Source organism: Desulfobacterales bacterium, assembly GCA_034003325.1.
Lineage (GTDB): Bacteria > Desulfobacterota > Desulfobacteria > Desulfobacterales > JAFDDL01 > JAVEYW01.
The window spans coordinates 57,912-74,058 of record JAVEYW010000009.1 but is presented as its reverse complement, the minus strand read 5'-3'; the positions used below and the strand labels follow the sequence as shown (position 1 = coordinate 74,058).

Annotated in this window: 12 protein-coding genes; 5 read left to right on the top strand and 7 right to left on the bottom strand. The window is 52.0% G+C overall.

Annotation, left to right across the window (positions count from 1 at the left end; translation table 11 throughout):
• Window positions 1-101: 101 nt before the first annotated feature.
• The 3 genes from secA to argC all read right to left on the bottom strand — a co-directional run bounded on the left by secA (window position 102) and on the right by argC (window position 5,275).
• Complete coding sequence (secA, locus tag RBT11_11195; GenBank protein MDX9787336.1) at window positions 102-2,627, bottom strand: preprotein translocase subunit SecA; 2,526 nt, start codon at window positions 2,625-2,627, stop codon at window positions 102-104.
• Between the two features lie 557 nt (window positions 2,628-3,184).
• Window positions 3,185-4,093, bottom strand: coding sequence for a bifunctional methylenetetrahydrofolate dehydrogenase/methenyltetrahydrofolate cyclohydrolase FolD (gene folD, locus RBT11_11190; GenBank protein ID MDX9787335.1), 909 nt, complete (start codon window positions 4,091-4,093; stop codon window positions 3,185-3,187).
• 144 nt (window positions 4,094-4,237) lie between these two features.
• Entirely contained in the window at window positions 4,238-5,275 is a 1,038-nt protein-coding gene (gene argC, locus RBT11_11185; GenBank protein MDX9787334.1) for an N-acetyl-gamma-glutamyl-phosphate reductase, read from the bottom strand.
• Window positions 5,276-5,570: 295 nt separating this feature from the next.
• Here argC and gcvH point away from each other — a divergent pair, with 295 nt between their 5' ends.
• Genes gcvH through lipA form a run of 3 tightly spaced genes read left to right on the top strand, consistent with a single transcriptional unit; the run spans window position 5,571 to window position 7,554 of the window.
• The gene (gene gcvH, locus RBT11_11180) at window positions 5,571-5,957 is read left to right on the top strand and encodes a glycine cleavage system protein GcvH (protein MDX9787333.1); all 387 of its coding nucleotides are present in this window, start codon (window positions 5,571-5,573) and stop codon (window positions 5,955-5,957) included.
• 4 nt (window positions 5,958-5,961) lie between these two features.
• The gene (gene lipB / locus RBT11_11175) at window positions 5,962-6,651 is read left to right on the top strand and encodes a lipoyl(octanoyl) transferase LipB (protein MDX9787332.1); all 690 of its coding nucleotides are present in this window, start codon (window positions 5,962-5,964) and stop codon (window positions 6,649-6,651) included.
• Between the two features lie 9 nt (window positions 6,652-6,660).
• On the top strand, window positions 6,661-7,554 hold the full coding sequence (lipA, locus tag RBT11_11170; protein ID MDX9787331.1) for a lipoyl synthase: 894 nt from the start codon (window positions 6,661-6,663) through the stop codon (window positions 7,552-7,554).
• A 46-nt stretch (window positions 7,555-7,600) separates the two neighbouring features.
• Here the strand turns inward: lipA and RBT11_11165 are convergent, their stop codons facing one another.
• Genes RBT11_11165 through ileS form a run of 4 tightly spaced genes read right to left on the bottom strand, consistent with a single transcriptional unit; the run spans window position 7,601 to window position 13,248 of the window.
• Window positions 7,601-9,088, bottom strand: a complete 1,488-nt coding sequence (locus tag RBT11_11165) for a hypothetical protein (GenBank protein ID MDX9787330.1) — start codon at window positions 9,086-9,088, stop codon at window positions 7,601-7,603.
• Between the two features lie 11 nt (window positions 9,089-9,099).
• The gene (gene lgt, locus RBT11_11160) at window positions 9,100-9,885 is read right to left on the bottom strand and encodes a prolipoprotein diacylglyceryl transferase (GenBank protein MDX9787329.1); all 786 of its coding nucleotides are present in this window, start codon (window positions 9,883-9,885) and stop codon (window positions 9,100-9,102) included.
• A 52-nt stretch (window positions 9,886-9,937) separates the two neighbouring features.
• Window positions 9,938-10,444, bottom strand: a complete 507-nt coding sequence (gene lspA / locus RBT11_11155) for a signal peptidase II (protein ID MDX9787328.1) — start codon at window positions 10,442-10,444, stop codon at window positions 9,938-9,940.
• Entirely contained in the window at window positions 10,444-13,248 is a 2,805-nt protein-coding gene (gene ileS / locus RBT11_11150; GenBank protein ID MDX9787327.1) for an isoleucine--tRNA ligase, read from the bottom strand. Before ileS ends, lspA begins: the two co-directional genes overlap by 1 nt.
• A gap of 504 nt (window positions 13,249-13,752) precedes the next feature.
• Here ileS and RBT11_11145 point away from each other — a divergent pair.
• Together RBT11_11145 and RBT11_11140 are read left to right on the top strand one after the other, a co-directional pair.
• Window positions 13,753-14,721 (top strand): chromate resistance protein, encoded by a 969-nt coding sequence (locus RBT11_11145; protein MDX9787326.1) that lies wholly within the window; start codon window positions 13,753-13,755, stop codon window positions 14,719-14,721.
• A 57-nt stretch (window positions 14,722-14,778) separates the two neighbouring features.
• Window positions 14,779-16,050 (top strand): MFS transporter, encoded by a 1,272-nt coding sequence (locus RBT11_11140; GenBank protein MDX9787325.1) that lies wholly within the window; start codon window positions 14,779-14,781, stop codon window positions 16,048-16,050.
• Window positions 16,051-16,147: the final 97 nt, after the last annotated feature.

The following is a 16,147-nucleotide window of genomic DNA, read 5'->3' as shown; positions in this document are numbered from 1 at the left end:
GCCATATATTTGGATTATAAGCATCCTGCGCGCTGCTTGTAAAGAGTTCTTGTTCATTCATCTATTTTCACTAATAATCCCCAAAAAAAACGGTTCTGCAGTTATCGGCCGCAGCATTTTTTAAATTTTAGACCACTGCCACACGGACAAGGCGAATTCCGGCCCACCTTGTTATCCTCCCGTTTCACCGGCTTTTTCTTTTGTGCACCATCGCCATGAGAAAAAATGAGGGGTTGCATCTTGGGTTTCTCGATGGCTTCCAATTGCCGGGGTTCTTCCAGTTGAACCCGGAACATGATCGCCAACGCCTCTTCTTTGATTCTCGCGATCATATCCTGAAACATTTCAAAACCTTCTTTTTTGTATATCAAAAGCGGATTTTGTTGGGCATAGCCCCGAAGGCCGATGCCCTCCTTTAGGTGATCCATGCTCAGCAGGTGATCCTTCCACAAATTGTCCACCGTCTGCAACATGACGATTCGTTCCATCTGCCGATAGGCATCCGGACTGATCGCGTTGGCTTTTTCTTCATACACCGCCAGTGCCCGCTCTGCGATCCACTGGGCCAGCCCCTCCCGGTTCAGGCCGTCCAGCGTATCCGCATCCGGTTTATCCATGCGAAATGAAAACTGTTTATAAACGGCATCACTAAGGCCCTGAAAATCCCACTCATCCGGCAGCCGTCGTTCCTCGGCGAATAGGTCTGCGATCTCTTCGGCTTTCTCTTCAATCAGTTCCTGAACCACGGGATAAAGGTTCTTACCTTCCAGGGCTTCCCGGCGCTGCCGGTATATCACTTCCCGCTGCTGATTCATGACGTCGTCATATTCCAGCAGTTGTTTTCGAATTTCAAAATTATGGCCTTCCACCTTGGCCTGCGCATTTTCAATGGCGCGGCTGATCAGCGTATGCTCGATAGGCTCACCTTCCTCCATGCCCAATCGCTCCATAAACCCGGTAATGCGCTCCCCGCCGAAAATACGGAGCAGGTCGTCTTCAAGGGAAAGAAAAAAGCGGGAAGACCCGGGATCACCCTGCCGGCCCGATCGGCCGCGCAACTGGTTATCAATCCGGCGGCTCTCATGACGTTCCGTGCCGACAATATGCAGGCCGCCCAATTCGACGACGCCTTCCCCCAGCACGATGTCGGTACCCCGGCCGGCCATGTTCGTGGAAATCGTCACCGCACCTTTCTGCCCGGCCATAGCGATAATTTCGGCCTCTTTTTCATGAATCTTGGCATTTAAGACCGTGTGCTTGACCCCGCGTTTTTTAAGCTTTTCACTGAAACTCTCAGACACATCGATGGAGACCGTCCCCACGAGTACGGGTTGGCCTTTTTTGTTTTTCTCGATGATTTCCTCGAGCGCCGCCTCGAACTTTTCCCGTCGGGTCTTGTAAATCACATCCGGCATGTCTCTTCGAATCATCGGGCGATGGGTCGGTATGACCGCCACATCCAGATTATAAATTTTCTTAAATTCCGCAGCTTCCGTGTCGGCCGTACCGGTCATTCCGGCCAGTTTTTCGTACATGCGAAAGTAGTTTTGAAAGGTTATGGTGGCAAGCGTCTGATTTTCGTTCTCGATTTTGACATCTTCCTTAGCTTCCAGCGCCTGATGAAGCCCTTCGGAATACCGGCGGCCCGGCATCAGCCGCCCGGTAAACTCATCGACAATGATCACCTCTCCGTCCTTGACGATATAATCCACATCCCGCTTAAACAGACTGTGGGCCTTTAATGCCTGATTCACATGGTGCAGCAAATCGATTTGTTTGGGATCATAAAGGTTCTCCACATTGAGCAATTTTTCCGCCGTGGAGACGCCCTCTTCCGTCAGCACGACCGACTTTGCCTTTTCATCAATCGTATAATCCCGCTCTTTTTTCAGCTTGGGAATCAATCCATTGACCTCATAATAGAGGCTGGTCGATTTCTCGGCCGGACCGGAAATAATCAGCGGCGTTCTGGCTTCATCTACCAAAATACTGTCCACCTCGTCCACAATGGCGTAATGAAGCGGCCGTTGAACCAGGGATTCCCGGTCAAACTTCATATTATCTCGCAGATAATCGAATCCGAACTCATTGTTGGTGCCATAGGTAATGTCTGCACCGTAGGCGGTTTTTCTTTCCTTATCGGTCAGCGCATGACGAATGCAGCCCACGGAAAGCCCTAAAAACTGGTGAATCTTGCCCATCCATTCCGTATCGCGGCTGGCGAGGTAATCATTCACGGTAATAATGTGAACGCCTTTTCCGGTCAGGGCGTTCAAATAGGCCGGCAGGGTGGCCACCAGGGTCTTTCCTTCACCGGTTTTCATTTCGGCGATTTTACCGCGATGCAACACGATGCCGCCGATGAGCTGCACATCGAAATGACGCATCTGAAGGGTTCGAACAGAAGCCTCGCGAACCGTTGCAAACGCCTCGGGAAGAATGTCCTCAAAGGTGGCTCCCTGAGCCAACTTTTCTTGGAAGGCACCGGTCTGAGCTTTCAATTCATCGTCGCTCAGGGCCTTCATGCGAGGCTCTATGGCATTGATTTCATCCACTAAGGGCTGGATTTTTCGAATTTCCCGTTCGTTTTTGCTTCCGAAAATCTTGGTTAACCATGTACCGAGCATTTATTGTTTATCCTCCTGAAAGCAGAAAAAAGCAGCGCCGAGCATGACTTGACGTAATAGTTTAAAATAAACACCGTTGGAGACCATACTATAGTTTTCCCCCTTTTTACATACCTAATCCGGCAAAGCCGGATGCTGGAATGCTGGGATGCTGGGATGCATAAAAGTCATCTTTCACCTTCGGCGAATATACACGCAAAAGCGTGAATGTTTCTGGTAAAGGGCCTAATCCGGCAAAGCCGGATGCTTGAAGCCGGGCGGCTATAAGGCTTTAAGGAGGAAAAACCATTATCGCTCGATTCGAACACACGCGTTTTACGTGTGTGCTTTTGATAAAGACGCCGGCATGAATGAAAAGGACGATGGGGAGGAATATAAATAAGGCTGATTTGAAATATACCTTGTGGGATTGTAACCATCCTTCAGAATGAAGGTGAGGGCTGGTACGTATGTCAAATCAAGTAGATGGCCATCACCATGCCGTGTTCAGGCCGGGGAAAAAGAGCGGCGGCGGTTGGGCCGCGCCCCCTTTTTCCCCTTTAAACTGATCGAAGCGATTACATCAATCCCAATTTGAATTTCAACGACTTCAACGTATTGAGCATCAGCATGGTAATGGTCATGGGGCCGACGCCGCCAGGAACCGGTGTGATCGAGCCGGCGATTTCCTTGGCTGCTTCAAAATCCACATCGCCCTTCAAGATGGCGATTTTCTTTCCCGTCTTTTCGCTGATCTTTTCACCCACCCGGTTAACACCGACATCAATGACACAAGCACCCGGTTTGATCCATTCGGGCTTGACCAGGTCCGGCACGCCGGCTGCCACGATGAGAATATCCGCGCGCTTGCAATGGGAGGCCATGTCCTTGGTGCGGGTATGCACCACGGTCACCGTGGCATTCGCACCCGGGCCTTTTTGAAGCATCATATTGGCGATGGGTTTGCCCACGATGTTGGAACGGCCCACAACCACGACTTCCGCACCGCTGGTCTCAACACCAGCGCGAACGATCATTTCCTGAATACCGGCGGGCGTACAGGGCGGATATTTCACTTCCGATCCACCGATCATCAACCGGCCCACGTTTACCGGATGAAAACCGTCCACATCCTTGTCCGGATCAATGGCATTGAGAACCTTTTTCTCGTCCACATGCTTGGGCAGCGGCAATTGCACCAGAATACCGTTGATGGAATCATCCTTGTTGTATTTATCAATGAGCGCCAAAAGATCGGCTTCGGAAATATCCGCGGGCTGGTTATCCTGAACTTCCTTGAAACCAACACGATGCGCGGTTTGAATCTTCAAGGTAACGTATGAAATGGACGCGGGATTTGCGCCCACCAGAATCGTAACCAGTCCGGGCACCACGCCGTGTTTTTCCTTGATCTGCGCAACTTCCGCCGTAATTTCATCAAGGATCTGCTCTCGAATCTCCGTGCCCAGAATGAGCTTTGCTGTCATGGTATCGCTCCTTTCGTGTTTGAGTTTATTGTTTTCGGGAAAACACCCGATTAAATTTTTGCCGCGGTCAATCCGCGGATAACCTTTCCTTTAACCTTACCTCGAACCGTAATCTATCGTTTTCTATGTGAGCAGGAACCGGCATCATACGGGGTACGGCGTTTGAAACAGGCCGACGGTCTGATCAAACCCCTCCATGATATTCATGTTCTGAACCGCCTGGCCCGCCGCGCCCTTGACGAGATTATCGATCGCGGACATCAAAATCAACCGGTTGCTGCGCGCATCGATTCGAAAACCGATGTCGCAAAAATTGGTTCCCCGCACGTTGCGCGTATCCGGCAGTCGACTGTCCGGCACCAGGCGCACAAAAGGCTGCCAAGCGTAATAATCATTCAGGCAATCCCGAATTTGCTTTGGCCCCGAGCCGGCAGCAACATTCGTATATATCGTGGAGAACATGCCGCGAATCATGGGAACCAGATGGGGTACAAAGGTAACCGCCACCGGGGTACCCGCGATACCGCTCAGTACCTCATCGATTTCCGGGTTGTGCCGGTGCACCGCCACCTTATACGCTTTAAACGATTCATTCACCTCACAGGTATGCGTCGTTAACGTCGCCTCACGACCCGCGCCGCTCACCCCAGATTTGGCATCGGCAATGATGGTGTTAACGTCGATCAGCCCTTCTTTCACCAGGGGCGAAAGCGGAAGCAGAATGCTGGTCGGGTAACACCCCGGATTTCCGATCAGCCGAGCGGTCTTTATCTCCTGATGATAAATTTCGGACAACCCGTACACCGCCTCGTCCAGCAATGCTTTGGCGGTGTGGGGCTGATAGGCCGCTTCATAGGCCGCGGCATTTCGGAATCGAAAATCCGCTGAAAGATCGATCACCTTTTTGCCCTGTTCAATAAATCCAGGCGCAAATGACATGGGAATCTTGTGAGGAAGGGCCATAAAAAGCACATCGGCCTTATCACAAATCAATTCCGGCGTGTTCGAATCGCAGATAATGTTCACCACACCGGCCATTGACGGATAAATATCCTCGTAAGCAATGCCCGCATACTGGCGCGAAGTCAACAGGCTCAACTGCACTCCGGGATGACCGGAAAGAATTCTTACCAGCTCGGCGCCCGCATACCCGGTAGCGCCGATGATCCCGACTCGGATCATAGAATCACCTATTCATGTAATCACACTGAAAATCTGTCGTAAGATTCCCGTAAATACTTATTCCGCATTTGCCTACCAGAGGCGGGGTCTTTTTTCAAGGAGATTCGGCCGTTTCAAAGGCAACTCACTTTTTTCTTGACCCGCCCCCGAATAATTCATATCCGGTCATTAGGCAGCAGACGCCCGCACCCTAATAAAAACAACCGCATGTTGAGTATCGGCCCGCAGTGAAGCACCATCTCGGGCCCCGCTATTCGGGTCACAAGGAGGATTTGCCATGAAAGAGATCAGTGAGATGAAATTCCCGGCAGAGTTGCGCTATTCAAAAGAACATGAATGGGTTCGGCCGGGCGGGGCTACCTTTCGAATCGGTATTAGTGACTATGCGCAAGCACAGTTGGGAGATATCGTTTTCATTGAACTGCCGAAGGCCGGGGCAACCTTTTCCGCCGGAGATGAATTCGGTACCGTCGAATCCGTAAAAGCTGCCTCTGAGCTTTTCATGCCGATCGACGCCGAGGTAGTAACTGTCAACACCCAGCTTGAAGACTCTCCGGAAATAGTCAATACCAGCCCTTATGACGACGGGTGGATGGTTGAGGTAAAACCGAAAGACCCATCCCAAATCGACACGCTTTTCACTCGTGATCAATATCTTGGCATACTTAACAACCTGGATTAATTAAGTGATATGCTTGTTTGCGGACCTTTCGGTGATTCCTTACGAAACCGCCCGGCAGCTTCAGATTCAACTTGTGGCGGCCAGGCATGACGGCAGGCTGAACCGGGATGTTGTACTCTTTTTAGAACATCCCCCGGTTCTGACCATGGGCCGCAGGGGTGGTTGCAAGAACCTGACCGTATCCGAGTCTTTTCTGGATGGCCTCGGCGTCAAACTCCTTCACGTTGAAAGGGGGGGCGACATCACCTATCACGGCCCGAACCAACTGATCGCTTATGCCATTATCAAGATTCAAAATACGGGCATGGGCATCGTTGATTTTGTAGAAAGCCTGGAGGAGGTGATGCTTCAAACGGTTGCGGACTGGGGAATCAAGGCGAATCGAAACCCACTAAACCACGGCATCTGGGTCGGAGATAACAAGCTCGGCAGCATCGGCATTGCCGTTCGGCGCGGTATCACGTTCCACGGCCTGGCGCTGAACGTTAATCCGGAGATGAGCCATTTTGACTGGATCAATCCCTGCGGGCTTAAGGGCATCAAAATGACCAGTATGGCCGCCCATACGAAAACACGGCCTTCCATGGCGGAAGTTAAAAAGGGAATGCGACGTCACTGGGAAAAAATTTTTAATGTGTCGCTGAATGACATTTCACACAAAGCACTGATCAATTACACGACAGCTCAACTTTAAGGACCGCCTTTGTCAACCTCAAACCACCCATTCCTCCCCCGAAAACCGTCGTGGCTTCGCCGTCGGCTACCCTCAGGCGCCGACTTTGAAAAAATCAATGACATGATTCAAAAAGGCCGTCTTCACACGGTCTGCCAGGAAGCCAAATGCCCCAATATATGGGAATGCTTTTCTCATCAGACCGCGACGTTTTTAATCCTTGGAAATCGATGCACGAGAAACTGCCGCTTTTGCGCGGTTGCGCACGGACCGGGGGAACCAGTCGACCCGGATGAACCCGCACGGCTCGCAACCGCCGTATCGGAGATGAAACTCAAATACGTCGTTGTCACCTCGGTCACGCGGGATGACCTGCCCGATGGCGGCGCCGCTCATTTCGCCGCAACCATACGGGCCATTAAACGGAAGGTCTTCGATGCGCAAGTTGAAGTGCTGATTCCGGACTTTCAGGGTGATCAGAATGCGCTTGATACGGTTCTCAACGCGGAACCAGAGGTATTAAATCACAATCTTGAAACCGTCCCCCGCCTGTACAAAACCGCTCGGCCGGAAGCCGTCTATGAAAGGTCCCTGGTGCTGATTCAACGGGTATCGACCGGCAAACCCAATATTCCGCCCAAGTCCGGCCTGATGCTGGGGCTCGGCGAAACGGAGAGCGAAATTCTGGAAACCTTGTCGGACCTACGAAAGGCCGGTTGCCGCTTTCTAACACTGGGTCAATATCTGCAGCCGTCCAAGAATCATCTGCCCGTGGACCGCTATGTCCATCCCGAAGAATTTGATACTTGGGAAAAAGCGGCAAGGGAAATGGGTTTTGAGCGGGTTGCCAGCGGGCCGTTTGTCCGCAGTTCATACCATGCAGCGGATTTGTACCGCCATACCAAAGGCATACACGCTATTTAACCGATCTAATTTGGTTATAGTCGGTTAAGAGATTAATCGCCGCCATTCATTTGGAGCAGATGTGAATAATCAGCGATTCCAGCAGCACCTGCGGATTCTGCCCCGTGCTTTTGAGTTGAATGTCGCTATCACTCAACCGCGCATAAGCGGTCAACAATTCATCCATGGAAAAAAGATCCGCCTTTTTCAACATCAGGTAAATCGGATAAGGATTGCCCGGGTTCTGGGCGACCGCCAGCTCCGCTGCCGGATTTTTTTTCTTTTTTTCCTTCTTCTTTTTTTGGGCAGGGGGCTTTTCGGCAACCTCGCTCTCGGCGTCCGGATCATCCATCACGGAATCCCAGTGTTCGGTTGTTTCAAGTAGTTGGGCATCGCAAGCTTGAATCACCGGCAGCACGTTTGTTTTAAACGACGTAAACTCCATTCCGGGGCGCCACACGCGGCCCGGGCCGCTACCGGTAAATTCCTTCGCCAATATAAGTTTACGGAAATGGTTAACCAGCGCCGTCAGCAATTGAAGGGGATGGCTGTTTTGGGACAACAGCGATTTTAAAAAGAAAAGCGCTTTTTCAAGGTTTCGGTCCGAAACAGCGCCCGTAAACTCGAAAATCGGATCTTCCCGCGTTCGGTCCAGCACCGAGGTGACGTCCTCGCTTGTAATCGTAGCGCGCTTTCCCGCAAAAAGGACCAGTTTTTCAAGGTTCCCGGAAAAAGTTCTTAAATCAAACCCCGTCATCTCCATCAGCGCGGAAAGCGCACGGGGTTCCAGTTTTTTACCGGCCAGTACGAGAATACTATTCGCCCGCTCCCGGAGCACTTCTTCCTGAATCTGCCGGTCCGCCTGCCGATTGCCTTTCGGAACCGAACAATCGATCACCACGCCGTATTCTTTGAAGCTATTGTACTGACTGCGGCGCTTATCCACCAGATCCGTCGTGATAATCAGATGGTTCTTTTTCGGAAAGCCCTTCTCCACCGCCTCCTGAAGCTGGGTCATATAATCTTTTTCAGAAGGCGGCGAAAGCTGGTTCTCCCTGCAATAAGCCAATATCTTCAGAAGCCATTCCGCGTCGTTCGCATTGTCTGAAAGAAGTGAAAGGCCCTGTCCTTCCGGCTGAAGATCATCCAGGGTGATGCCCGATTTCACCATGGCATTGAGCACACACCCGGCCGCTTTTTTCAGTTCCGAGTTCTGCCAGGCTGATTTGGCGGTTTCCAGAAGCTTATCTTTGTTTTGAGCCGTGTAAAACAGCGCCGCATCCTGAAAGGAAACCACTTTGGTGCCAGCCAGAAGCGAATAGGTGTTCATCCGATTGATCACATCCGGAATATTTTCATTGTCGCCCGCGATCTTTTCATGATTGAGTCTGTCCGTGCTCGTTGGCAGCAGGGCATTCACGATGGCATCGTGGGCCTTTTTATAAAGCATCTCCTCGCCGAAAATCAGATACACCGGCGCAAATGCGTTAGCACCCGAAGTGTTTGCTGTTTTTTCAAGATATTGATCAAATTGCTTGTAATTGATTTCGGGCATGGGGCCACTCGTTACGCGTTTCGGCCGGCTGTCTTGACGGGGCGATGGCCTGGCTTGTAGATCAGCATCGCCACGGCAATCGCAGCCAGCGCCATGCCGATAATTTGAGAAATGGACAAAAGGCCGTCCAAGAACAGGCCACGCGGATCTCCCCTGAAAATTTCCAGCAAGGTTCGCGTCACCCCATAGAGCAACAGATATACCCAGAACACTTGACCATCAAAGGTTTTGCGTTTTCGAAACCACCATAGAAAAGAAAAAAGGATCAAATTGTTGATCACTTCGTATAACTGCGTCGGGTGAATCGGAATGCCGTGAGGGGCCAAAGACATCGGATCCGTAAAAGTCACAGCCCAGGGCAACGCACACGCCTTGCCGTAACAGCACCCGGCAAAAAAGCACCCGATCCGTCCCAGCACATGCCCGGCGGCCAACCCGGGCGCCAGTATATCAGTTGTTTGCCATAGGGGAAGCCTTTTTCGCCTCAGATAAACAACCATCGTCACGACCGCGGCGATGAATCCCCCGTAAAACACGAGCCCGCCATTCCATATTTTGAAAATTTCCAGGGGATTTTCCATAAATTCACCTGGATTGACGGCCATATAAAAAAGTCTTGATCCAATGATGGCCGCAATGAGGATATAAAAGCACAGATCCCCCACCCGGGCGGGCGCTTGCCCCAGACGGACGGCCTCCTTCTGAGCGACTAAAATGCCCACTAAAAACCCGAGCGCAACGAATAACCCGTAAGTGTAGATGGAAACGGGACCGATTTTGATTAAGACGGGATGCATGCGTTAAGCCTCGATATGGACGCACCCTTTCGGGCGTTGGCCTTTATTTCCTTCATGGCAGTTTGTTGAAAAGAAAATGATACACGCAGATGCAGATACCGACCGTGATGGCGCTGTCCGCAACATTAAAAGCCGGGTAATGCCAGCCCTTCACATAAAAATCCAGAAAATCGATGACAACCCCGAAACGCACCCGGTCAATCAGATTGCCCACGGCACCGCTGAAAATAAGGGCGAATGCGGCGCCGAGAACCGGATGCGATCGCGGGGTGGTCCGATAAAAATAAAACACCAGACCCAGCGCAACGAGCGAAACGCCGATGAAAAAGAAATACCGAACCCCCGGCCCGGCCTGAGCGAATACCCCGAAGGCCCCGCCGGGATTAAGGACATGGGTAAGGTTGAAAAACCCGTCGATGACGGGAATGGACTCGTGCAGGGGGAGGGTGCGCGTAATGATCAGCTTGGTAATCTGGTCCAACACCACAATCAGCGCCGTGATAATACCCAGCCGGGCGATGCCGTGCCGTGTCATGTCTTTTTCAGCAGGATTCGACATCACGATACGCCAATTGCCGCCAGGGCATCCCGGCAACGCTTACAGATCGTCGAATGCGTTTCATCCTCGCCCACTGTGGCATCATAAATCCAGCAACGCTCGCATTTTTCTTCGGAAACCCGCGAGACGGCGATTCGCAATCCTTCCATCTCCGTTGCCTCTCCCGCACCGGCGGCGCTTTCGAATGCCGCGATCTCGGCCTTGGAGGTAATAAAAATGGTACGCAAATCATTCGCGTAGGGTCTCAGCAGGGCTTGCAGCGCGTCATTCACATAAAGCGTCACGCCGGCATCCAGAGAATGACCGATCATTTTTTCGGCGCGCGCCCGCTCCAAAACCTTGGTCACCTCGCGACGCACTTGAAGGAGGCCCTCCCAGGTTTTCGCCAACGCCTTATCCACACGGGCCTCATTGGCCGTGGGCATTGCGGCCCGGTGCACGCTGGATTCCTTTTCGGCCGTTTCGGGCATGTACCGCCACACCTCCTCGGCGGTAAAGGACATGACCGGCGCCATCAGCCGAACCATCCCGTCGAGCAAGGCGTACATAACCGTCTGAGCGCTTCTTCTCTCGTGAGACGCCGGTGGCGAAGTGTAGAGCCGATCCTTCAACACGTCCAGATAAAATGCCGACATGTCCAGGGTGCAGAAATTAAAAATGGCATGATAAATGATATGCAGCTCAAACTCATCATAGGCCTTTCGGCACCTGGCGATCAACTCCTGAAGTTTGTGCAGCGCAAACCGGTCGATATCCGGCATGGACGCATCGTCAACACTGTCCGTGGCCGGGTTAAAGTCTTTCAAGTTGCCGAGCAGAAACCGGCAGGTGTTTCGGATTCTGCGGTAGGCATCACTGAGCTGCTTTAGAATCGTTTCTGAAATCCGGACGTCATCCCGATAATCCGACGCCGACACCCACAGCCGCAATATCTCCGCCCCGTATTTATTGATCACTTCCTTGGGCGCCACCACGTTGCCAAGAGATTTACTCATTTTCTTGCCTTCGGCGTCCACGACGAATCCATGGGTCAACACCGCCTTATACGGCGCGCTGCCGCGGGTTCCCACCGCCTCCAGAAGCGAGCTGTGAAACCAACCCCGATGTTGGTCGCTGCCCTCCAGATACAAGTCCGCAGGCCAGGACAGATTTTCCCGGGCCTCCAGCACCCCCGCGTGGGTAACACCGGAATCAAACCACACGTCCAGGATATCGGTTTCCTTGATAAAATCCGTGCCGCCGCATTTTTCACATGCCGCCCCCACCGGCAGCAATTCAGACGCATCCTTTTCAAACCAAACATCGGCGCCGTGTTGCTTGAACAACTCGACCACATGATCCACAAAGGCCTGGCTGATATGCATGGTCTCGCAATCTCGGCAATAAAAAACCGTGATGGGAACTCCCCATGCCCGCTGCCGTGAAATGCACCAGTCCGGGCGTTTTTCAATCATGCCGTAGATTCTCTCCCGGCCCCAGTGCGGAATCCACTGAACGCGATCGATCTCGGCCAGGGCCTTTTGCCGCAACCCGGTCTTGTCCATGGAAATAAACCATTGGGGCGTCGCCCGGAAAAAAACCGGCTTTTTGCACCGCCAGCAATGGGGATAGGAATGGGTCAGTTTGCTCTCTTTTAAGAGCGCGCCTTTTTCGGTCAACATCGCATTGATGGCCTTGTTGGCGTCAAAAACAAACTGTCCCGCAAAAAATTCAACGTCCTTGGTAAACCGTCCGTTTTCATCCACCGGCGAATAGGTTTCAAGACCATAAGCAAGACCCACTTCATGGTCCTCGCGACCATGGCCCGGTGCCGTATGCACGCACCCGGTGCCAGCCTCAAGGGTGACATGCGTGCCCAACAACATCATGGAATCCCGGTCATACAGCGGATGGCGGCAATTTTTCCTTTCCAGGTCCGACGCCTTTATCTCAGCCAACACCTGATAATCCGTTACGCCAAATTGCGCCATGCAGGAAGCCGTCAGCTCTCGGGCCAAAATCAGCACGTCATCGCCACCCACCGCAACGGCCGCATATTCAAATTCAGGATGCAGGCTGATACCAAGATTGGCCGGAATCGTCCAGGGTGTGGTGGTCCAGATGACCACGGACACCTTTTTATCCTTGAGCGCCGGATAAAGCCCGCTGATATCATCCTTCAAGGCGAATTTGACAAAAATGGAAGGCGAGGTTTCATCGTGGTATTCGATCTCCGCCTCGGCCAAAGCGGTATTGCACCGCGGACACCAGTGAATCGGCTTTTTGCTTTTGAACAAACTGCCGTTTAAGGCGAATTGGCAACACTCCCGTGCGATGATGGCCTCATACGGATAGGTCATGGTCAGATAAGGGTTCTCCCATTCTCCCATGACGCCCAGACGCTTGAATTCCTCACGCTGAATGTCGATGAATTTTTCCGCATATTTTCGACACTGCCGCCTGAAATCGGCCTGGCTCATTTCCTTTTTTTGGGAACCCAGTTCCTGATCCACATTGTGCTCGATGGGCAATCCGTGGCAGTCCCAGCCCGGCACATAGGGCGCATCGAATCCGCTCATCTGGCGGGAACGAATGATAATATCTTTCAAAACCTTATTTAGCGCCGTGCCCATATGAATGTGGCCGTTGGCATAGGGGGGTCCGTCATGCAAAATAAAGCGCGGTCTTCCCTTTGAATCCTCGCGGATTTTATCGTAAAGCCTTGCCTCATCCCATGCTTTTAGCTGTTCGGGTTCCTTGTTGATCAGGCTCGCTTTCATGGGAAACCGAGTCTCGGGCAAATTGAGCGTATTTTTATAATCCATCACATCCTCCGTATCGGATAGAACGAAATTTCTATTTTAGACGGGGAACTTTAGTCATAACGCCCGAAAGTGTCAAGGATTTAGACTGGTTGATTCCAGAGCAACCGCATATGCTTTTGGGAGCTGGTTTATTATTTTTTTCGGGGGTTGCCAGCCCGGCGGCTGCTGGGGTACTTTAACCCGTTTCCCATTGCATCTTACCAGCTGCGTTCATTAAATATGATGCCTCAAAGCCGAAACGACCAGAAAAAGCGGCTTGGTTTTAAAACTGCGCCGGCCTTCCGCTTACAACCGGCATATTGGCATCTTCCAACCCCCTAAGCACCATCTTCGTTCACCCCGCTACCTATTTTTATGTAACAACTGTTTCTTTAACAAATCAGATAGTCAATCCCAATAAATATTGTGTTAATTTAAACGTCAAAAGGCATTTTTATTAAGATCGATCTTGACAAGATGTAACATCTGATACATTGCTAAGGTATATTTGCTATGGAGAAACCCATGACACTCAATGCCCCATTAAAATGGTTGCTGCTAATCCACCAGATACCGCCCACCCCCAACGCGCTTAGAGTGAAAATCTGGCGGCGCCTCCAGCAGGTGGGGGCTGTGGCCGTCAAACAGTCTGTCTACGCCACGCCCATTTCCGATCAGTCCCGGGAAGACTTGAGCTGGATATTAAAAGAGATCATAGAGGGCGGCGGAGATGGTTCGATTTCAGAGGTCCGGTTTCTGGAAGGTCTCTCCGACGAAAAAGTTATGGCGCTATTTCAGGGCGCCCGCAAGTCGGATTACGAAAAAATCATTCAAGAGACCAATCAGTTAGTGACCGAATGTTCTTCAAGGCAAACGGACCCGCCAGACTCGGCGGTAAGAATTCCGCTCCATTTGACAAAGTTACAGCGCAGATTGGACGAGGTGAGGAGCATCGATTTCTTTCCGCCGCCCGAGCAGGAAACTGCTAAAAGCCTCCTGAGCGACCTTTCGGCAAAAGTGTCTGGAAAGACATGGGCACCATCCGCCCCCAAAGAAGGATTTGACACCCTCAAAGGAAAAATCTGGGTGACAAGAAAAAACCTCTTTATTGACCGCATCGCGTGCGGGTGGCTGATCCTCCGATTTATGGATCCCGAGGCGGTTTTCAAGTTCGTCCAGGGTTCACGCTATGTCCCGAAGGAGGGAGAGCTTCGATTCGACATGTTTGACGGAGAATTCACCCACGAGGGAAACCTGTGCAGCTTCGAAATAATGATCCAGCGCCTGCATCTCCAGGACCGGGCGCTTTTTCCTTTAGCCGAAGTGGTTCACGACATCGATCTCAAAGACGCTAAATACGGCCGCAGGGAAACGGATGGTTTTAATGCGTTGTTGACCGGTCTGGTTGCCTCTCACCCGGAGGACAATCGACGCATGCAGGAGGGCTTCAAGCTATTCGAAAACCTTTATGCCTATTTTGAAAAACAAACGTGAACCGAACCGCGCGCAAGAAGATCGGCATAATTCACCGAGTCCTTAAAGGAAAAGCTCATGGCAATCCAGGAAACCTTAAAAAACCATACCTTCCGGCTCTCCGGCTTTTTAGGTCTTCAGCGCAGCACCTTGGGCGTACTCTCCATGGTGGTGCTGGTCGGAATGGGGGAGCACATGGCAGAGCGGTTTTTGCCCATTTACCTGATGGCGCTGGGCGGGGGTGCGCTTGCCATCGGTCTTTTGCAGGCGATGGACAACTTGCTCTCGGCCCTCTACAGCTTCCCCGGCGGGTATCTGTCAGATCGGATCGGCACAAAGCGCTCCCTGTTGGTGTTCAACATGGTCGCCATGACCGGCTTCGCCCTGGTGCTTCTGGTGCCTTCCTGGCAGGCAGTGCTGGCCGGAGCGCTACTCTTTATCTCCTGGTCGGCGATCTCACTGCCGGCCACTATGAGTCTCATTTACAAGGTATTACCTCAGCATAAGCGCACCATGGGCGTGAGTATGCACTCACTGGTGCGCCGTATTCCCATGGCTTTGGGACCCTTGATTGGCGGCATTTTCATCAGTGTTTGGGGGGAGCGGGACGGCGTGCGCCTGGCGTTTGCGGCAGCACTGGTGCTCGCGGGAGCTGCCCTGATTCTTCAGCAGCGTCTGATCGAAGATGATACGCCTATTGCAAATCCATCAAAGGACACTTGCAATCTCTCGCCGGAAAAAAACCCGCTCAAACTGCTGCGATTGATGAATCCGACCATGAAGGGGCTGCTGGTGACCGATATACTGATTCGTTTCTGCGAACAGATCCCCTATGCATTTGTAGTGGTCTGGTGCATGAAAACCGTCGCCGATCCTGTCTCCGCCGTCCAGTTCGGTCTTCTGACCACCATCGAGATGGCAACGGCAGTGCTTGTCTACATCCCGGTAGCCTATATGGCGGACAGAAGCACCAAGAAGCCCTTTGTTCTCGTGACCTTTATTTTTTTCACCCTTTTCCCGCTGGTGCTTCTGTTCAGCCATTCCTTCGAGTGGCTGCTGGCCGCCTTTTTTTTACGGGGACTTAAGGAATTCGGCGAGCCCACCCGCAAATCACTCATTATGGATCTATCACCTGATAGCTGTAAGGCGGGCATGTTCGGGCTCTATTATCTCATCCGAGATGTTTTTGTTGCCATGGCCGCGCTGGGCGGCGCGTTCTTATGGCAAATCAGCCCGCAGACGAACCTCCTTACGGCGTTCGTTTTCGGGATCATCGGCACTGTCGGGTTCGCGGTTTTCGGTCGCAACACCCCAGTGCCCGTAAACGACAAAGAGGCTCCAACTGGCTGATAATAAAAAAGATAAGTGGCTAAAGGTGTTTTGTCCCGAAGATGCCTGTATGGCGGAAGAGGAGCGGTTCTCTCTACCCACAACCGAGAAGACGGAA